10 protein-coding genes and 1 pseudogene are annotated in these 19,544 nt (G+C 68.2%); 5 read left to right on the top strand and 6 right to left on the bottom strand.

Annotated features, from left to right (window positions below):
• Positions 1-3: 3 nt before the first annotated feature.
• Positions 4-1,485, bottom strand: coding sequence for a DUF1254 domain-containing protein (locus tag WKW82_RS16875; protein ID WP_340343463.1), 1,482 nt, complete (start codon positions 1,483-1,485; stop codon positions 4-6).
• A 325-nt stretch (positions 1,486-1,810) separates the two neighbouring features.
• On the opposite strand from WKW82_RS16875, the gene WKW82_RS16880 reads away from it, so the two are divergent.
• Together WKW82_RS16880 and WKW82_RS16885 are read left to right on the top strand one after the other, a co-directional pair.
• Complete coding sequence (locus tag WKW82_RS16880; RefSeq protein WP_340343464.1) at positions 1,811-2,920, top strand: hypothetical protein; 1,110 nt, start codon at positions 1,811-1,813, stop codon at positions 2,918-2,920.
• A 55-nt stretch (positions 2,921-2,975) separates the two neighbouring features.
• Positions 2,976-10,631, top strand: coding sequence for a hypothetical protein (locus tag WKW82_RS16885; protein WP_340343465.1), 7,656 nt, complete (start codon positions 2,976-2,978; stop codon positions 10,629-10,631).
• Between the two features lie 76 nt (positions 10,632-10,707).
• On the opposite strand, the gene WKW82_RS16890 is transcribed toward WKW82_RS16885, so the two are convergent.
• Together WKW82_RS16890 and WKW82_RS16895 are read right to left on the bottom strand one after the other, a co-directional pair.
• Positions 10,708-11,280, bottom strand: coding sequence for a YbhB/YbcL family Raf kinase inhibitor-like protein (locus tag WKW82_RS16890; RefSeq protein ID WP_340343466.1), 573 nt, complete (start codon positions 11,278-11,280; stop codon positions 10,708-10,710).
• Positions 11,281-11,390: 110 nt separating this feature from the next.
• A complete protein-coding gene (locus tag WKW82_RS16895) occupies positions 11,391-12,002 on the bottom strand; it encodes a LysE family translocator (protein WP_340343467.1) in 612 nt (203 codons plus the stop codon).
• Between the two features lie 220 nt (positions 12,003-12,222).
• Here WKW82_RS16895 and WKW82_RS16900 point away from each other — a divergent pair, with 220 nt between their 5' ends.
• The 3 genes from WKW82_RS16900 (at position 12,223) to WKW82_RS16910 (ending at position 14,271) form a co-directional block, all read left to right on the top strand.
• Positions 12,223-12,897, top strand: coding sequence for a glutathione S-transferase family protein (locus WKW82_RS16900; RefSeq protein ID WP_340343468.1), 675 nt, complete (start codon positions 12,223-12,225; stop codon positions 12,895-12,897).
• Between the two features lie 28 nt (positions 12,898-12,925).
• A complete protein-coding gene (locus WKW82_RS16905; protein ID WP_340343469.1) occupies positions 12,926-13,417 on the top strand; it encodes a VOC family protein in 492 nt (163 codons plus the stop codon).
• 62 nt (positions 13,418-13,479) lie between these two features.
• Entirely contained in the window at positions 13,480-14,271 is a 792-nt protein-coding gene (locus WKW82_RS16910) for a hydroxyacylglutathione hydrolase (RefSeq protein ID WP_340343470.1), read from the top strand.
• Between the two features lie 159 nt (positions 14,272-14,430).
• Here the strand turns inward: WKW82_RS16910 and WKW82_RS16915 are convergent, their stop codons facing one another.
• The 3 genes and pseudogenes from WKW82_RS16915 to WKW82_RS16925 all read right to left on the bottom strand — a co-directional run bounded on the left by WKW82_RS16915 (position 14,431) and on the right by WKW82_RS16925 (position 19,538).
• A complete protein-coding gene (locus tag WKW82_RS16915; protein WP_340343471.1) occupies positions 14,431-14,646 on the bottom strand; it encodes a hypothetical protein in 216 nt (71 codons plus the stop codon).
• A gap of 124 nt (positions 14,647-14,770) precedes the next feature.
• Positions 14,771-14,959, bottom strand: a pseudogene (locus WKW82_RS16920) (phage tail protein); the annotation flags it as partial.
• Between the two features lie 172 nt (positions 14,960-15,131).
• A complete protein-coding gene (locus WKW82_RS16925; RefSeq protein ID WP_340343472.1) occupies positions 15,132-19,538 on the bottom strand; it encodes a M12 family metallopeptidase in 4,407 nt (1,468 codons plus the stop codon).
• Positions 19,539-19,544: the final 6 nt, after the last annotated feature.

Genomic DNA, 19,544 nt, shown 5'->3' on the forward strand with positions numbered 1-19,544 from the left:
TCGTCACCTGGAACGCGCCACATCCGGCAGCTTGTAGCTGCCATCGAGCAGCGCTTGCGTCGGTACGTAGGCACGCACGAGCAGCGCGAATTGCCCATCGGGTGCTGGCAGCCAGTTGGCCTGCGCATCCTTGTCCGGGGGTGGGTCGCGGGAGAGGTGAAAGGTCAGCGAGCCATCGTTTGCGAACTTCAGTTCGTTGGCGTCGAGGTTGACCGTGCCGATGTTGTTGCGTCCGTTGGGGCTCTTCGCGAGCATGAAGTAGTCGCGGTCGTACATCGTCAGGGACCAGAAGCCGCCGCGCTCGCGGTCCACCGGCGGCAGCGCGTCCTTCGCAAAGGTCACCGTGTAGCGGTAGCGGCCTTGCAGCAGCGCGCCCTTGTCGTCGGTGCCGCGGATGAAGTAGATCGCCTCGTGGAAGTCGTTGACGTAGATGTAGACGACGGCGGCCTGCGCGCGGCCGAACCAGTCGGTGCCCCAGGCGCCGCCGTTTTGCTGGCTTTGCCAACCATTGCCTGCGTCGACGCCGACCTGTTCGTACCTGGCGCTGTCGTGCAGTTCGGCATCGGCGGCGAGCGCCGTGCGGTCGAGCAGCGCACGCCATGCGGGGTCGGAGGCGCGCAGCGCCAGCAGCGTGCGGGCTTGTGCCGCCATCGGCGTGTCGTCGGCGCTGACCTGCGGGTTGAGTTCCAGTGCCTTGCCGAGCTGGTCCCAGAAGCGGGTGGGGTCCACCGGCCTCGCACGCAGCATGTCAGGGTCGGCCGCCACCATCTCGACCGTGACGCCAGGCGGGAACACCTTGTTGCGGGCGCTGGCCTCGCAATCGAAGCGCAGTGGGCCGGGCTTGTCGAGGCTTTGCGCGACGACGCCGATCTGGTTGAGCACGGCGCGGGCCTGCGCCTTCGATGCGCTGGTGTTCGCGGCGAAGCTGCGTCCGAACAGGCCGGCGATGTTGGTGGGGCTCCGCAGCACATCGATGAATCCGGCGGGCTTCTCACCCGACCAGTCCGGACCCACCAGCAGGAACTTGCCGCCGGGCGTCTTGCTCGCCGAGCCCAGCTGGTGGATCACGGTGGTGAAGAGGTCGCAGATCTGGATGGTCCAGTAATGCCCGGGTGGCGCGTCGGTGGGCGTCTGCACGACGACAGCCTCGTGCGTGAGGTCGACAAAGCTGACGCCGTAGATGGTGTCGCTGTTGGGCGTGACGACCTTGCGCTGGGCGGGCGACATGTGGTCGTCGAGGTAGCCCATCATGTTCTTCGGCGCACCGGGGAACAGGCCCATGGTCGCCCCGGGGCCGGCGGCCTTCATCACCTCCCAACTGCTGGTGCGGCCGAAGGCATCCACCGCGGGATAGGCCCAGTAGTAGACGATGCGGGCCAGCGATTCGACGTACTTCTCGTTGGCCAGACGGGCAGGGACGCCGGCCGCGTTGGCGAGATCGGCGTGCGCAGGATTCAGGGCCCTTGCGGCTTCGGACGCATTCATGATCGACTCCATCAGGACATTCATGCCGGTGCACAGTGCGCAGCCCATGTCCATTGCCGTGGGCCCGGGGCAGGGGACATGCTAGGAGTCGCTGATTTCCTGCGCAACGGCCCTTTGGTGCAAGGGAAGCGGGATGCACTCGCGAGGCGGCGAGCAGCGGCGGTCGTCGTCCTTCCTGCGCCGCTTCGAATTTCGTGCCACCTGTTGCGCGAACCCGGCTACATTGCCTGAGCCCTCTTGATGTTGCCGCATGCAACTTTGATCCCCGGGCGATCCACAACGACGACTTGCCTGCGCACCGCATGCGCATGGGGAGGATGGGGCCGTGCCGTACACACACTTCCAGTTCATCGCCTATCAGGTCCCCACGGCGGCGCACGGTCGGGTCACCCGTGCCATGGTCCCCGCATTCGAGCCGGGCACGGAAATCGCCGCTGAGAGGTTCGCTCCCATTCGCGTGGAGGACTCGCTGCCGGACGATGCGCGGATCAGGCTGAAGCGGCTCGCTGCCGCCGTCAAGTCCGCCTCGAACAATCTCAAGAAGGGCGTGAAGGACGCTCCGAATGTGCTCAAGGTCTTCGTGGTCCCGGAGTTCTATTTCAGGCCTTCGGGCACACGGCATTGCACCTATTCGTACGATGACGCGACGAGGCTGTTCGAGCAGATGGACGTCATGTTCGTCGACCCGGAATTCAAGGATTGGCTCTTCGTCCTGGGGACTGTCATGTGGCATATGGACGAAAAAAGGCATTGGGACGAAGAGACACAGCAATGGGTCGAGGGGAAAGCCCACTACCGCAACAGCGCGGTCTACGTCAGGGGGAATCAGGCGCCGGACAGTCTTCGCATCATAGAAAAAGAGGTCCCTTCGCGGCTTGATGGGGTGCCGAATCCGTATGTGAATGACGGCGCCGGGTACGACCCTTCCACCCAGCAGGTATTCACGGACTGGTTGTTCCGCAAGAGCCATGTTTTCGACGTCGGAGGCGTGACTTGTGGATTGGAGATCTGCCTGGATCATGCGTACTCGAACCATGACCCGATCGGAGGAAACCATCGGGTACTGAAGAACGTACTGCGCGATTGGCCTGTAGTGCCGGCGCCGGACGTGAAGTTGCATGTGCTGACCGCCGGCGGCATGAAGATCGCCCCGCAATCCGTCGCCGCAATGCCCAGCGGTTTTATCCTGCGCAACGACGGATATTCGGGTGACCCGCAGACGGAATTGAGATCGATCGGCTTGTACCGCCGTAGCGTCGAATTCAGCAGCGTCGTCCCAGCCTCGGACCTGCGCGGCGTTGCCAACCTCAAGGTCATTCCTCAGGTCGGCTTTCTTGGTTTTCCGGACGACCAGCAGATCCCGATCGACGGGACCCAGTACTCGTCATTCGACCAGGGATTGAAATTTTTTCCGGTCCAGAAACTGCCGCGTTGACGTAGCCCGCCCGCGGCACGCCTGCCGCGGGTCCCCGATTCCAACAAGGACAAACGTGGACCTGACGACACTCAAGCAAGCACTCCAGCCTGTCGACGGACGGGTGACGATCGCGAAGTCCGGATTTCCCGGCCTTGCCAACCTCATCGACGAATGCTACGGCGGGCAATCCATCGTGATCGACGAGGTGCTGTCCCCCAGCGACGGCGCGGACGGTCCCGTCATCCGCGACGGCAGGATGTCGTTCCTCGGGCAGCCCGCGACGCCGGTCACCGCGACGTTCAGCCTGGTGTCCGGCGCCGTGCAGGCGACCTTGCGCCACACGTTGCCGGTCGTTGCCGGGTGGAAGTTCTCGGACATTTTTCCGTTCCCGGACTTGCCGGACGTGCACGACTGGCGCAAGACGGGCGAGAAGCCGCGCACGATCCCGCTGGACGACCTGCAATTCGCCAGCGCCGCCCTCCACGTCACCAATCTGGCGCAATTGGTTGGCGAGGTCGCGCTGCGACCGGGCATCAACTTCGTGGGCCAGGTGGCGCTGGCCGGACAGACACCCGCCGGCGGGGTCACGGGCGCCATCCATACGACATTCGGGGTCGTTGGCGCTGAACTGACGCTCTTCGGCACGATCCGATTTCCGCGCGAGCAGGCCGAAGCGCTGGCATCGCCCGATGCACTCTGGGACGGTGCGCCAGGCCGGCCGGTGCCGCCGGGCATCCTGCTGCAGGCGCGCCTCGGGCGCTCGCTCGCATTGGGCGCGCAAGCCGGCGGGTTGAAGTTCGGCGATGTCTGCTTCCGTCTCTATTCGCCCCTGTCGATCGCCTGGCTGGAGGACAACCCGAGCTACGCCCCCTTGCTGGCCTACACGGGCGCGCTGGAGCTCCCGAACGCAGGTCTGCCCGCGGGTCTCGCGATCACCGCCCGGCAACAGCTCGGTGCCAACGAACTGCTGTTCACGGGCCGCTTCGCCAATGCGTCCGTCGCCAACCTGACGCGCCTCGACGATCTCTTCGGCTCGAAGGACGTCCACGGCGCGATGGGCGTGCTCGGCGAGGCGATCGGCAAGCTCGAGCTCATGTCCGCGACGCTCGCGGTCGACATGAAGGAAAAGGGCGGCGTCGACCTCACGAACGCTTCCGTGACGCTCGGTTTCCCGGACCTGCACTGGCAAGTCTTCGACGACATCCTGGAGATCGAGTCCATCGCGGCGCAGGTCGACGTGCCGAGGCCGTTCGGCGCCTCGCCGACGGATTCGATGAGTCGCTTCCGCGGCGAGCGCCTCGACGTGACCGTCCATGGCCGGGCCAGGATCTTCCGCAAGGCCTTCGTGTTCACCGGCACGACGCGCGACCCGTTCACGTTGCACGCGAGGCTCGCGCAAGACGAGACGCTCTCGCTGTCGGATGTGCTCGCCACCTGGCCCGGCAGCCTGCCCGCGCTGCGCCAGGACGTCGTCATCGACTACCTGGCCTTCGACGCGCGGCACTCGCGGACTGGCGCCAACACCTTCGCCTTCGCCGCGCGCGTGCGCGCCGAGCCGAAGCTGGAGATCGCGGCCGGCCTGGCGCTCTCCGAGGTCGTGGTGCAACTGACGGCGACGAGTGAGCCGCCCTACGGAGCGATCTCGGCGCTGCTGACCCTCGCGGGCACTGACCTCCACCTGGAGACCCGCAAGTCGGGCGACACCTGGCGTTTCATCGGTGCGCTCGCGAGCGAACGGACAATCGATTTCCAGGCCCTGGTCAAGGAACGGGTCGACCCGGGCCTGGACTTGCCGTCGGTCCAGGGCTTCCCGCGCACCCTGACCCTGAAGACCGCCGAGGCGTCGCTCGAATTGCCCGATGGGGTCTTCGACTTCACCGGCGCGGCCGACATCGACTGGCCGTTCGCCATCGGGTCGGCCTCGTTCACGCTGAAGTCGCTCAAGGGCAGCGTCCATCTCGAGGATGGGCCGGGCGGCAAGTGGGGCTCGGTCTCTGGCGCGATCAGGTTCGCGGGCATGGAGGGCACGGGGACGATGCGGCTCGGATCGGGCGTCGACGAGATCGTCACCGTCCAGGTGAAGACGCTGGCTTCGCCGCACGCCTTCTCCGTCCGCTCGGCCTTCGATGGCGTTGGCGAGGGCGCCCGGTTCGCAAAGATCGTCCCGGCGGAGATGGTGCAGCGGCTGCCCCGGATCTCGGGCTTCTCCGCGTCCATGAACCTGACGAAGCAGGTCTATCTCGTCGAAGGCTCGCTCGAGGGCTTCGGCTGGGCCTGGTTTCTCTACCACGGTATCGACGGTGTCGGTGCCGCGCCGGCCAGGGGCACGTACCTGTTCGCCGCGGGGCTGGGCGCAGGATTCAGGTTCCAGCGCCTGATGCCTTCGCTGGCCGCCATCGACGAACTGCTGACCGTGCAGGATGCGATGCTGTGCATCTATTCGGTCGACGGTGCGGACCACGCAACGGGCTTCACGACGATGCGGACCCTGGCCAGCACGCTGGTGAAGCAGTCGGGGGTCGGATGGCCACTGACCGACGCGACCGCAGGTGAACTGGTCGACGACCGCGGGCTGCTGCTGACGGCAACGCTGGGCGTTCCGAATGTGTTCGGCAAGGACTACAACTTCCGCGGTTCGCTGCTGGTCACGTCGCAGTTGATGAGAGGGCAGCTGGCCGCCTGGGCATCGCCGGCATCCGGCTCCGCTGCCCAGCGGATTTCCAACCCGTTCTCCTTGCCGGGCCTCGAGATCGAAGAACTCCAGCTCCAGGCGACCCAGTCCCTGGACGAGCCGCGGCCCGCGCCGACGCTGACGTTGCTGGGGCGCGTGCGCATCGGGCGCCTGCCGGTCGCGGGCGCGGCGGACAAGCGCGCCCTCTTCGTCGCGAAGCTGGGGCTGGCGCAGGGCAAGCCGGCGCTCATGGCCATCGCGCTCGACAGCGACCTCGACGTGGGCGCGTTCCTCGCGCAGTGTTTCACCGGCGATGGCGCGAAGTGGCCGTCCGGCTTCGTCGACCTCGCCTTCAAGGCCGGCAGCCGCATCTACTACCTCGCCGATCTTCCGGGCGCGGCCCTCTGGCAAGACGAACCCGCGCACCCGTACGAGCCCGGCTTCAACGTCGAGGCGCGTGCAGAGCTCGCGCTCGGCAGCGCGATGATCCCGTTCCGCTTCACGTTCCGGTCGAAGCTCGACAGCAGTGGCCGACCGGTCGGCTTCCTGGCCACTGGCGGGCTGGACGCGCCGGTCGAGCTGGGTTGCCTCTCACTGGCGAGCGACCAGCACGTCGGGCACGCCTACGTCGCCGGCCCGGCAGTGCGGATCGACATGACCGATGCGAAGCAGCCGCAGTTCGGCCTGGTTGCCGGCCTGAACTTCTTCGGCCGGGCGATCGTCAGCGCGGACTTCCGACTCTCGCGCACGCCGACCGGCGCCACGCTGCTGGACGGCCGCGTCCGCAGCGCCGAATCGCTGGGCGTGTTCGGCAAGCTGTCGTTCGGCTTCCGCTACCTGCGCAGCGCCGACGGTCGGCGCCAGACGCTCGCGATCGAGGACTGGTCGATGTTCAAGCTCCCTGAGCAGCTGATCGACATCGTCGCGACGATCAAGCAGCTGGCCGACGCCAGTGAGGGTGTCGGCTGCGGCGACCTCGCCGCGTACCTGCTCGAGCAGACGATGTCCACGACCTTCGGCGTCACGCCCACGATCAGCGGCGACACGGGCGCGCCCGTCTTCTCCGTCAGGCTGACATGCGCGATGCATCTCGGCGGTGTCGACGGCCCCGTGCTCATGGAATGGGACCCGGTCACGGTGCCGATCCCGCTGCCGAAGGACACTACTTTCGACGAGCTGGCGGACTGCGTGCGACGCGGCATCAGCGGTGCGGCGAGCGTGATCGTGCAGGCGCTCCTGAAGCAGCCGGACAAGGTCGCAATGTTCCTCGCGCTGACTTTCGGCCCGAAGGCAGCCGCCTACGCGGTCGACCTGCTCTGCCGTCGTCTGCGCATGCCGGGCGGCGGCGTGCAGCCCATCATCGCGCCTGCGGTGCCCACGCTGGTCGGGTCGGCGTGGGGCAGCATCGTCGCCGCCGGCGGGGCGGCCGTCCTCACCGCCGCAGCGGTGCTGGGGATCCTCGCCGCGCTGATAAAGAAGGCGCAGGAATCGGGAGACAGCCCCCCGCCGCCCGCCAAGCCCGACGAACTGGCCACCCCGGCGCTCGTGCGCTTCGACTACGACGGCAGCGCCTTGCAGGCCGAGTGGAAGGCCGTTGCGTTCGCCGGCTCGTACGAGGTCGAGGTGATGGGGCCGGTGCCGGTCGTGACGCGCGTTACCGGGGTCACTGCCGCCACGACGGCGACGGCCGGCGGCGCGCTCGTCGCCGCCCCGTACAGGTGCCGCGTGCGCGCCCGGCGCGGCGAGGCCCAAGGCCCTTGGAGCGCCACGTTGACGTGCAGGCTCGAGCAACTCATCGCGCCGCCTCTGCGCCTCGCGCTCGCGGGCCTCGCGGACGCGCGCCAGCTCGAAGCGGCCTGGGCGCAGCTCCCCGGTGGACCCTGGACGCTGGACCTGGAACTACTGCGCGACGGAACGCCGGTCGACACCCTGCGGGCCATTCCAGGCGAAGTGACCATGAAGCAGTGGCCGGTTGACGGTCTCGCGGCGGGTCGCTACACGGTGCGACTCGCGGTACGCGGAGCAGCCCCGAACCACCTCGCCAGCGGATGGTCGGCACCCAGCAGCGTCGTCGTCAAGCTCGCCCCGCCGGTGGTGCAGGCGCTGCGCTTTGACAACGCTGCCGACGGCGGCAAGGACAACCTGCGCGCGACCTGGCAGTGGCCAGGCGACGTGGCAGGCGTCGCGTTCGAGGCGCGGCTCGTCGTGGACGGCGTCGCCGTGCCGGACGTGCCGAACCGGGCCGCCGCGACCGGCGCCGAATTCGACCCCGCGAACCTGGCGGTGCAGACCTATCGCGTCATCGCCCGGGCCCATGCCGAGCCGGCGTCGCCCGGGTTCGCCTTCACCGCGGCCAGCGACTGGTCGGCGCCGTCAGACTGCGCCATCGCCAAGTTGGCCGTGCCGCAGAGCCTAGACGTGCGCGCTGGCGCGCACGAGGCGTCGGTCGACGTCTCGATCGGCGTCGTGGGCGCGGGCGCGGACGCCTTCCACGCCCGCCTGTTCCGCACCGGCGGCGCGGCCAGCCGGGTCGAGGCCGCGGCCGGAGCGGTCGCGACCTTGCTGCTGGACGACGACTACCACGGGCCGGCGCAGGTCGGCGTGCGCTCGGCCCGGCGCGACGGCACGGCCATCGCGAGCGACTGGGTCAAGCGGGACATCGTGCGCCTCGCGCCGCCGTCCGAGGCCTTTTGCCGCTACGACCGGGCCGGCGCGCGGCTCGAGGTTCAGGCCTGGTCGCCCGATCCGATGGCCGACCCGACGCCGTGCGAGCTTGAACTGCAGGTCTTCGCGGGCGTGGAGCCGGTGCGTCCAGGGTCCGCGCGGATGATCCCGCCGGGCGGCCAGCCGGCCATTGGCGACATCGCCGTCAGCGTGCTGCCGCCGGGCCCGTTGCAGGTCCGGGTGCGCGCATGCGACGCGGCGCCCGCGCTGCGGTTCGCCAGCGCCTGGCGCGTCATTCCGCAGACCTTGCACAAGCTGGACAAGGCCGTCGTCGCCAACCTGGCCTTCCACCTGGCGAGCGGGCGGGTGCGGATCGCCTTCGGCAACCCCGGGCTGGATCGGACGGTCATTCGCGAGGCGACGTTCGGCGATCCTGCCGACGGCGCGATCGGGTCGGCATCCGGTCCGGAGATCGAGTGCCCCGAACCCTTCGGCGCCGGCAACCACGGGTCGCGCCTGGTGCAGACGCGCCTGGCATCGACGGCACCGGAGGTCATCAACGGGGATTGGCTGGCCGCTGAGTCGGCCTGGACGCTGACCAAGTTCGCGCCGCCCACCGGCGTGTCCCTGGCCTGGGACGAAGCGGCCGACAAGTTTTCGATGGATTTCAAGGCGGCGGCCGGCTCGGGTACCTACGAGGCGCAGGCCCTGGTCGACGGCCAGCCGTGGGGCGACATCATGCCCTGCGCGCCCGGCGCGAGGCACATCGCGTTCGACCACATCCCGTCGGCCTGCGCGATCGCGGTCCGGGTGCGTTCGACCGGCCCGGCCCCGCGCACCGTGCGCGGCGACTGGGTCACGTCCGCCGCACTGGCCCGAGGCGGCGTGAATGTCGCGCAGCCGACGCTCCACTACACGCCCGGCCAGGACGTGATCGAGGTCGAATGGGCCGCCGCCGGCAGCGCGATGCGGCTGGCTGCGCAGGTGCTGAGCGAGGGCACGAAGCCGGTGGGTGGGGTGGCGGTCGCCGACGCTCCGGCGGGGACGCCGGTCCGGGCGTCCCTGCGCTTTGGCGACTTGCTGGAGCCCGGCGAGGTGCGCGTCCGGTACCGCACGCTGCCCACCAACGCATCGCAAGCGCCCGGGGTGTGGACGACGTCGACCGCGACGCTGGCGCGGCTCCTCCCGGCTTCCCGGTTGCTCCAGTCAAGTTATGTCGATGGAACGCTGACGTTGCAACTGGAGGTGGAGGTCCACTTGCGCCGGCATCCGTTCTCGCCCCCCTCGGCCTTCGCGCTTGGCTTCTACACCGGCCGTCCGGGCAGTGTCGTCCCCATGGTCCGCGCCGGCGCCAACGCAGACGACCCCTGGCGCGCGACCCTTGCCTTTTCGTCGGAGCAGCTTCCTTCCCTCCCGCATGCGGCGCGCGTTGTCACGGTCGGCGAGATCGATCGCACGATCGACGGCCGGCCGGTCGAGCTCGCGTCCACCCTGCGTGCGCTGGAGCGGCCCGTCATCACGCGGCTGCACTACGAACACGGGGAGCTCGCGGTCTGGCTGGCCGACATGAGCGCCCAGCCCGCCTTCCCGCCGAGCGGCATGGTCCGACCGTACAGACTGAGGATCGACTCTGGCAACGGCACGGCCAAGACGCTGGACCTCCAGCCCTCGATGAGCCGGTCCGGCGTGTGCATCAAACTCGAGGTCGACATGCTGGCAGGCCTCCCGGCGGCAAGCACCTGGACGGTTTCGGCGCAACAACTCGGGGTCTACGCGCCGTTCGAGACGTACCTGATCGGCTCCGGCCCCTGGAGCGCGCCCGTGAAGGTGCTTGCCGCCGAGCCGGTGAGCCGCAGGCTCGGTCCGAGCCGGGGCCAGGACGGTACGCGGTTCACGCAGCCTGAGTCTGCGTTCGACGACATCGAGCTCGTGCAGGAGCTCAAGCTGCCGCTCACCGAGATCGTCGTGTACATGATGGACTTCTACGTCTGCGCGCTGGAGGCGTGCTACGGGCATGGCGAGCAGCGGAAGGTCCTGCTGCGTGGCGCGACCACGTACAGGTCGACCTCGGAGCGGATCCAGGTGCCGCCCGGCGGCATCACGCGGATCTCTGGATGCGCCGCCAAGCGCGGCCGGGCCATGTGGGACATGCGTGTCTGCGGGATGGCCTTCTTTACCGCTCAATCCGGGCAGCCTTTCGCACAGGTCGGCCATGTCAATGCAGGAAGCGCCGACACACCGTTCTCCTTCGACGCGCTGCCGGGGGAAGCAATCCTTGCGTTCTTCGGGTGGACGTACGCTGGCAGCCAGGCGGAGATGGATGAGCTCGGGACCGGCTTTCTCGGCTCGCTCGGTGCGTGGGCGTGCAAGGCGGCGAGTGAGCCAATGAATTAGCGCGAGCCGCGGCGGACGGAGTTTGCGTTCCGTGCGTGTCCGGTTCTTCAATGCATCCGGACAAGCTGGCGAGCAACTATTTCTTGCGCCCGTACTTCGCCGTGAAGGTCGCGGAGCCGAGCTTGTTCGCCATGATGTTGTAGCCGACCCCCGCCGCGGTGGCTTCGGCCGGGATGTCCAGCTTGTCGACCTTCAGCGCGTAGACGGTGAAGATGTAGCGGTGCGGCTTGTCGCCGGGTGGCGGACAGGCACCGCCGAAGCCCGGCGCGCCGAAGTCGGTGCGGCCCTGCACGCTGCCGGCCGGCAGGCCCTTGCCGTCCGCGCTGCCGGCGCCTTCGGGAATCCCGGCGGCGTTGGCGGGGATGTTGTAGACCACCCAGTGCCACCAACCTGATCCGGTCGGCGCGTCGGGGTCGAACACCGTCACGGCAAAGCTTTTGGTGCCGTTGGGCGCGCCGATCCATGTCAGCGCGGGCGAGATGTTCTTGCCGGTGCAGCCGAAGCCGTTGAAGACCTGTGCATCGGTCAACGTACCTCCGGGCTTGATGGTCGGGCTGGCGAGCGTGAAGCCGGCGCTGTGGGCGAACGCTGCGCCGGCTGTGAGTGCTGCGGCGAGTGCGATCGAACGCAAGGTGGAGCGCAGTGTCATGGTGTCCTTCCTGGATGAGGTCACTGGATTCGGCCAGGGCGCCATCATGCGCGGGACTGCGCGTCCTGTCACCGGCGCGGTGCCCGGATCAGACACGCTCGACGGACAACCTACCGCGTCATCGGTAACGCCACCCCCATCGCCGCGAACATCCCTCCGCAAACACGGTTGAAGTTGCGTCCCGCGCGCTCCAGCAGCGGCCGGATGCGGTGCGCCAGCAAGGCGAGCAGGTATTCCACGATGACCTCGATGGTCACGAACACCACCGCCATGATGACGAGTTGCGGGGCCAGGTCGCGCGCCGGGTCGATGAACTGCGGCAGGAAGGCGCCGTAGAAGAGCAAGGCCTTGGGGTTGGAGACAGCCGTCAAGAGGCCTTGGCGAAACATCGTGGCGCCGCGCGTGTCCTGCGTCGCGGCATCGGCCCGCAATTGAATGGGCGGGGCGCGCCAGAGCTGGATGCCGAGCCAGATCAGGTAGGCGCCGCCGACGAACTTGAGCACGATCAACGCATGCGCCGACGCCTGCAGCAGCGCGCCGATGCCCAGCATGGACAGCGCGATCAGCGCCACGAAACCAATGGCGCCGCCGGCGACGGTGAACAGCGTCTTGCGGTGCCCGTGCAACGCGCCGTGGGTGAGCACGAGCAGGCTGTTGGGCCCCGGGGTGAGCGACAGGCCGGTGGCGGCGACGAGGTAGAGCAACCAGGTGTGGAGTGTCATGGCGGGATTGTCGGCAATCGGTCCCCGTCCGCGCGATGGGCGGTGCCGGAAAGGGTGCGAAAAGGTCGCGGAAGCTGTGAATGAAGCCGGTGTGCCGGCGTGCCTCGGTACAACTGCGCAGCGTCCGCAATTTGCGGCGGCGCACATGGACAGCCGGGGCGCCAGCGCCTATTGTTCTGGCCGGGCGTCAACGACAGGCAACCATTGCGAGGCAAGCACGATGAAGCTCCACTACCACCCGATCTCCACCACCAGCCGTCCGGTCATGCTGTTCGCCGCGGAGAGCGGCATTCCGCTCGACATGCAGGTGGTCGACATCTTCACCGGCGAGCACATGAAGCCGCCCTACACCGGCCTCAACCCGAACAAGCTGATCCCCACGCTGGAGGATGGCGATTTCGTGCTGACCGAGAACTCGGCGATCCTCAAGTACTTGGCCGACAAGATCGATTCGCCGGCCTACCCGAAGGACCTGCAGAAGCGCGCCCGCGTCAACGAGCGCATGGACTGGGTCAACACGCAACTGTGCATCGACCTGGTCTACGGCCTGGTCTATCCGCAGATCTTCGACACTCACAAGCGACGCAGCGACGAGGCCCAGGCCGCGACGCTGGAGCGGGGCCGCGAGCGCGCGCAGGGCTGGCTGAAGGTGCTGGACGAGAACGTATTGGGCAAGGGCAACAAGTACCTGTGCGGCGACGACATCACCATTGCCGACTACCACGCCGTGTCCTATGTGGCGCTGGCCGAGGTGATCGGCAGCGACCTGGCGGCGTTTCCGAACGTGAAGGCCTGGCTAGGGCGCATGAAGGCGCTCAAGAGCTGGGCGAAGGTCTACGAAGTGATCGACGGCTATGCCGCGTCGCTGAAGAGCAAGCAGATGGTTGGCGTCTGAACGCGCGTTACGAACCAAGGAGCACCCCATGATCCGCAAGCTGCACCACAACGCCTACCGCTGCCGCGACTCGGAAGAGACGCGCGCCTTCTACGAGGACTTCCTGGGCCTGCCACTGGTCACCACCCTGGAACTGGGCCAGACCAAGACCGGTCGCGAGACGCATGCGCTGCACACCTTCTACCGGCTGGACGACGGTTCGCACCTGGCCTTCTTCGAGGTCGACGACATGCCCTTCGAGTTCAAGCAGCAGCACGACTTCGACCTGCACATCGCGCTGGAGGTTGGTGCCGAAGTGTTGCAGCCGATGATGGCGAAGGCGCGCGAGAAAGGGATGGAATGCCGTGGCCCTTCGGACCACGGCGTCATCGACTCGATCTACTTCCGGGATCCCAATGGCTATGTGATCGAGCTGTGCGCCAAGCGGGCCAACCACGACGAGATGATGGACCCGGCGAAGAACGGCGCGCGTGAGAAGCTGCAGCACTGGACGGCTGCGAAGGCGGGCACGCCGGCCTGACGGTCGGTTCCAACGCGCTCCGCCCGATGGCATGATCGCCGTCAAATTTGGAGCACAACCCCATGATCGTCGAGCGCATCTGGACCGGCAACGCCTACCGCAACTACAACTACCTGATCGCCTGCCCCGAGACCGGCGAGGCGTTGGCCATCGACCCGCTGGACCACCAGAAGTGCCTGGCCGCGGCCAAGGACAAGGGCTGGGACATCACGCAGATCCTCAACACCCATGAGCACCACGACCACACCGGCGGTAACGAGGCCGTGGTCGCGGCGACCGGCGCCAAGGTGATCGCGCACCACCAGTCGGGCTCGCGCATCGCGGGCGTGGACCGCGGTGTGAAGGCCGGCGACATCATCAAGGTCGGCAAGACCGTCGAGCTGGAATGCATGGACACGCCCGGCCACACCATGTGCCACATCTGCCTGCTCGCGCATACCGAGCAGCCGGCCCTGTTCTCCGGCGATACGCTGTTCAACGCCGGCGCCGGCAACGTTCATAACGGCGGCAGCGCGGACAGTCTGTACACCACCTTCGTCGACCAGCTCGCCAAGCTGCCCGCCAACACGCGCGTGTACCCGGGCCACGACTACATCGAGAACAACCTGCGCTTCACGCTGGCGCGCGAGCCGGACAACGCGGCTGCGCAGGCGCTGTTGCCCGAGGTGTCGGACCAGGACCCGGCGAAGGCGCGCGTGACGACGATGGAGGAGGAGAAACGGATCAACACCTTCCTGCGCCTGGCCAGCCCGAGCGTGATCGCGGTGCTGCGGGCGGAGTTTCCGGATTTGCCGGAGCATCCGGATGCGAGGACGGTGTTCGTCAAGCTACGCGAGTTGCGCAACAAGTGGTGAGAAGGTGAGAAGCTTTTCTACTGCGGCCGCCGATCTCGGGCCTGCGGTCCTCACCGCACGAGAGTGCGGTTCCGTTCCGCGAACCCGGCCTCCCGGCTGGCGCCCTCGCTACGAAAATCTTCTCACCATCTGCGCTGATACGAGACCAGGCCGGGCTATTCACTCACAGCGGAAATCGACGCCGGACTCGGCGGGCGCCTTGGCCAGGTAGCGGGCGGTCAACTGCTTGTTCTCGCAGTAGGTCCCGGCTTCGTTGTAGCTGGACGCGCGCAGGTTGCCGTTGCGCAGATGGACCACGTCATTCGGCACCACGCCGCAGCCGGCGAGGGCGAATCCGAACAGCAGGGCGGCGGGGTACTTGGTGAGGCAGGTCATGGGGCCGGTGATGGTCAGGCGGAGAGGGAGGGCTGCCTGCATCGTACCGGACCCGCCGGCGTGCTGGCGACTACGGCCGCGACGGGTAGACGCCGGCCACGCAGATGCAGTAGACGGAACCCGGAACCGGCTCCTTCCCTTTCAGGTTGGGCAAGGCAAAGGTGGTCACGCCATCGCCGCCATACATGGTGCCGAAGAGCGAAAAGAGCGCCGTGTTCTGCTGGATCTGGAGCAGGGATCCGTCGCACAACATAAAGCCTTTCGGGGCGTAGTTGAAGGCGAACAACTGAATCGATCCGAGGAGGGGGTCCATGGTGAATCCTTTTTTGGGTGGCGGGGGATGCTACCGCCGGGGGGGTGATTTGCTGTGGACTTTGCGGTGGCCTACATCGTGTGGCCAGCGGGTAGCGACAGCCCGACCCGTCTGGGAAGATTTCCGAACCGCAGCTTCGGAAATTGCCCAAGGACCCGTTGGCGCTTGGGCGTCAGGAATCGTGCACCCGCATCGACCGCACCGCCACGCTCGCGTTGTTCATCGCCAGCGTTTGCAACGGCCCTGCGGCCAGCGCGACATCCGCACCCGCCCGGATCACCGCCACCAGCAGCACCACCGAATTCGCGGTCACGCCGGTCAGGTCCAGGTCGAAGGTCGCAATACCGGCACGCAGCGCATCCACCGTCTGCCCCGCAAGGTTGATGCGCCGCGTCGCATTCGTCGTCCCGACAAAGCTCCAGCCGTCGCCGAAAGCCAGCGCCGTGGTTCCGGCGGCCGAGTTCAGGACCTCGTTCACTGCCGCCGCCCAAGGCACTGTCGCAGTTCCCCACGTCGACGCATCGGCCCAGTTGGCCGGGCTGTTGGGATCCGGGTCGACGCGTCGCAGCAGCGTCACGCGCACGTCCGCGCCAGGCCGGGGCGTGAGGCCGCGGTGGTGCACCACGACATCCACCTTCACGGGCGCTGGCGGCAACGTGCATGAGGTGCTCGTCGCCTCGCCTTCGCTGAGCGAGGGCGTCAGTTCATGCAGGTCCGCCTCGCTCGGCACGCCGGTGCTCCACGGCTCGGCCAGTGCATTCGTGCCGGTCACGTGGGTGGTCCAGAAGTCGGCGTCGATGCCGACCATGCCGGGCGCTTGCTCCGGTGCGCCGTGGTAGCTCAGCACCTCCTCGAAGTACGGGGTCCATTCGCCCGTGGCGCGGACGCGCGCGTCGCCGGTGGAGGCGCGGAAGGCGGCCTGGAAGCGGCGCAACTCCTCGGTGTCGAGGATGAAGCTGATGCGGGTCCACGGCAGCGAGGTCGGCACCGGGATGGCTGCGGGTGCCACGCGCGGCCGCACGTCGGGGCTGCCATGCCATGAGCGCGCCGTGAGGCCGTCGCGTTGCAGGGCCAGGGCGCTGGCGCGGTGGCGCAGGTCGTCGTCGTGGGCGCGGAGGTAGGTGAGCGGCTGCAAGTCGGCGATATCGAGGCGCACTTCCCACACGCCGCGGCCCGCGATGCCAGCGCGCAGGAGGCGCAGGCCGCCGTCGCTGAAGATGCTCAGCGTCTCGACGGGGGCCTCGGGCAGGCCATTGAGGCGCGACTGCCAGGTCCATGTGGGGTCGGCGTCGCCGGCTTGGGCGCGTGTACCTTTCCACACGCCGATCGTTGTGCCGACGAAGACCTCCAGGGGGAAGGCCGGGTCGCACACGATCGCGGTGACCGGTGCGCCCGCCACGGTCGCGCGCAGGCCGGTGGGGAACCACTTGTCGGTGCCGTTGAACCACCACAGCGTGTCGACCTCCGTATCGGTCGGGTGGCCGTTGGTGCCGAGGTAGACCGCGCCGCGTGTGCCGTGCATGGCGGGCGGCTGGCCGGCGGCGGGCGGTGCGTCGAGGTTGACGGCGATGTCGGTCCAGATCCCGGCCTTGCGGATCGGGCCTTCCGCGGAGGTGGCGTCTTTCTTGGGCTTGATGTTGCGAAGAAGGATGAGTTCGGAGGTCCAGGTGCCGGGGCCGCTGGTGGCGTCCGTGCCTGCCGTGCGTGCATAGCGCACGACTCGCCTTTCGCCGAGCACCCAGGCCACCTCGGAGCCCTGCCAGGTGCAGACAGTGATGGCTTCTTCGAAGTCGTCCTGCGTGAGGTTGGAAGGCAGCGGGTCGGTGCCCGTGGGCAGGGTGACCCAGCTCAGGCCGAAGTTTTCGGAGTACCACAGGCGCTTGGTGCCGACGATCAACTGGCCGACGTTGGGTGTGGCGGGGGCGGGTTCGCCGCGGCTTTTTGCGATGGTGGCGGGTACGGACCAGGGCGCACTCGAAGTTTGCTCGGTGCGCGCTGACGCAGCGCCACGCGTCACCAGTTCGTCGCCGGTGAGCTGGCCGTCCGACGTGGCCCAGCGACCAGGGCCGCGTTGCACGATGTAGTCACGCGGGAACAACGGGTCGAAGGCGATGCCGCCGGCACCGGCGCCTTCGAGTTGCGTCCACACACCGTTCGACTGGCGCTCCGCCACCACATCGCCGCGCAGGCTGGCGACGAGCCGGCCCTCGCATTTCGGATGGCAGCCGAGCTGCAGCACCTCCGCCGCGCCAATCCCGTCGTTGCGTGCGTAGAAGCCCTCCGCCACCGAGGGCAGGTCCGAGCGGAACACGCCACCGTCGCAGGCGGCCCACAGGCGGTCGCCGTTGTTGCTGAACTTCAGGTCGTGCACGGTCGGCGGCACGCCGATGCCGTTCATGTTGAAGGCGTTGGGTGCGGTGCCGAACTGCAGCGCGCCGGGTATGGCCGTCACATCCGCCCACACGATGGCCGCATTGCCGCTGAGGGGCACCGTGCTGTCGGTGAGGGTGTCCATGTCGGCGCCGCCGAGGACGACGCGGTCCGGCGTGTGCGGGTCGACCGTCATCGCGATGGCGTCGAAGCCCTGTTGCTTCAGCACGTCCGGCAGGCCGATCACCCTTTGCGCGACCGGCGTGGCCGCGCCCGCGGCCGACACGCGGAAGAGCAGCGGCCGCTTCATGTTCGGGTAGATGGAATTGATGGTCGCGACGTCGCCCGCCGACAGGCTGGTGCGCTGCCCGATGGCCTGGCCGCCGAGCGGGACGATGGTGTCCTGGCCGTTCTTGCTGAAGTCCTTGCGGCCGTAATGCATGATCGAGCCGTAGTTGTAGGGGCCGACGTCATCGCCGTCGTCGATCTCCTGATCGAAGTTGTGCCCCTTGCCGTCGATCACGTTCTCCATCTGCACGCGCACGTAGGTGTCGCGGTCCTCGCGGCTCTGCTCGTGCCACAGGCCCAATGCGTGCCCGAGTTCGTGCACCGTCGACATCACGGTGCAACCGGCCGCCAGTTCCAGCACCTGCTGGCCGCTGTTCTGCATCCCCGCGTCCGACGCGCAACGGGTGCCGACCTGGGCGGAGATGTAGTTCGGGTACAGCGCCTGGTTGGTCGCGGTGCGCTCGACGAAGGTGACGCGCGAGTGCTGCTCCCAATGCGCGATGGCGCCGACGACACGCGCGCGGGTGTCGGCTTGCGAGTCCCACGGCACGATGCCGCCGGGCCACCGGTACTCGTCGCCCGAGCGCACGACGCCGCGCAGCACGCCGGGCGGTGCGGTGTGCGCTTCATCCGGGCGGATGCTGGCGGCGGCCAGGCTCTTGCGCACCTTCGCGCTGAAGGCTTCCACCTGCTTGACCGTACCGAGATGGATGCAGCCCTGGAAGTAGGCCTTGCCGTTGACGGCTTCGTAGGTCACCGGCTTGATCACGCGGCCGCCGCGCAATCGGATGTAGCCCTGGCGCAGTTCACCGGGCGGCTCTTCGCTGCATGTGTCTTCTTGGGGCGTCGCGTGCCCAAGGGCGACGGAGAAGGCTGCGCGTGCGGCGGCAGTCGCGCCGACGGCGGCGGTGGGGCCGATGGTCGTGTCATCGGGCTGGTCGGCGAAGACCCAGACCTGGTCGGGTGGCGTCGAGGCCGAGAGCACGGCGCGGCGGCCACGCGAGCCGGGGGTCTCGACACGCGAGAAGTTGGCCTGGCCGATGGCGCGCACCCACAGGCCGGCATTGGCGCCGCTCTGCACCCAGGCCCAAAGGCGGGCGGGGCGCGGGCCAGCCGCCGCGGTCCACATCACGTCGGTGCATTCGACCTCCAGCGTGTCGAAGGGCGTGCCGCTGGTGCGTACCCATTCGCCGCCTGCGGCAGGGCGCTGCCAGAGACCCGTGAGCGTGGCGGCGATGGCGCCGGTGCCGCCGGGTTCGAGTGCGATGCGGTAGACGCCGTTGCCGACCAGGTTGCTGGCCTCGCGCGTCCAGGTCACGGGTGAGCCGGCTGCCGCCGCATGCGTGCCGCGCAGGATGCCGATGCCGCCGAAGGGCCGGCCCGTCTGCCCTGACATCCATTCGCGGGCTTGTACGCCATAGGGGTGCGTGACCTCGCCGGTGCCGACGTAGACCACGTCGGGGTCGGCGCCGGTGCCGAAGGCGACGGCGATGGCGCTGCAGGCATTGCGCGTGAAGGCGCCGTTGATGCCTGCGATGGGCGTGGCATCGGTGCCTCCGAGCGATTCCCAAGTTGCACCGCCGTTGGCCGAGTACCAAACGCCGCCGTTGGCCGATGCGGCGTAGATGCGGTCGCCGTCCGGGTGCACGCAGAGGGCATTGATGCGGCCTGTGACGCGGGGCTTGCCGGTGGCGTGGCCACCCAGCATGGTGGCGGGGCCGAGGGGTTGCCATAGGTTGGCGAGGCCGCTGGCGGGGGCGCGGGGTGCGATGGGTGTCCTGGCTTTTGCGCCGGTCGCGGGGGCTGTGGGTTCAACGCGATCCGGCGATGAGCGACGGCGTGCGATGAAGCGGTCGCGTTCCAATGCTTTTTCGAGGGCGCGTGCATCGGTGCCGGCTGGCGGCCATTCGTAGCGGCTCATTTGGAA

Source organism: Variovorax rhizosphaerae, from assembly GCF_037889975.1.
In the GTDB taxonomy this organism is placed as follows: domain Bacteria; phylum Pseudomonadota; class Gammaproteobacteria; order Burkholderiales; family Burkholderiaceae_C; genus Variovorax; species Variovorax rhizosphaerae.

Coding starts and splice junctions, on each gene's coding strand:
- WKW82_RS16905 (WP_340343469.1), top strand. CDS start 12,926: ATGATCCGCAAGCTGCACCACAACGCCTACCGCTGCCGCGACTCGGAA.
- WKW82_RS16875 (WP_340343463.1), bottom strand. CDS start 1,485: ATGAATGCGTCCGAAGCCGCAAGGGCCCTGAATCCTGCGCACGCCGAT.
- WKW82_RS16890 (WP_340343466.1), bottom strand. CDS start 11,280: ATGACACTGCGCTCCACCTTGCGTTCGATCGCACTCGCCGCAGCACTC.
- WKW82_RS16915 (WP_340343471.1), bottom strand. CDS start 14,646: ATGACCTGCCTCACCAAGTACCCCGCCGCCCTGCTGTTCGGATTCGCC.
- WKW82_RS16895 (WP_340343467.1), bottom strand. CDS start 12,002: ATGACACTCCACACCTGGTTGCTCTACCTCGTCGCCGCCACCGGCCTG.
- WKW82_RS16900 (WP_340343468.1), top strand. CDS start 12,223: ATGAAGCTCCACTACCACCCGATCTCCACCACCAGCCGTCCGGTCATG.
- WKW82_RS16910 (WP_340343470.1), top strand. CDS start 13,480: ATGATCGTCGAGCGCATCTGGACCGGCAACGCCTACCGCAACTACAAC.
- WKW82_RS16925 (WP_340343472.1), bottom strand. CDS start 19,538: ATGAGCCGCTACGAATGGCCGCCAGCCGGCACCGATGCACGCGCCCTC.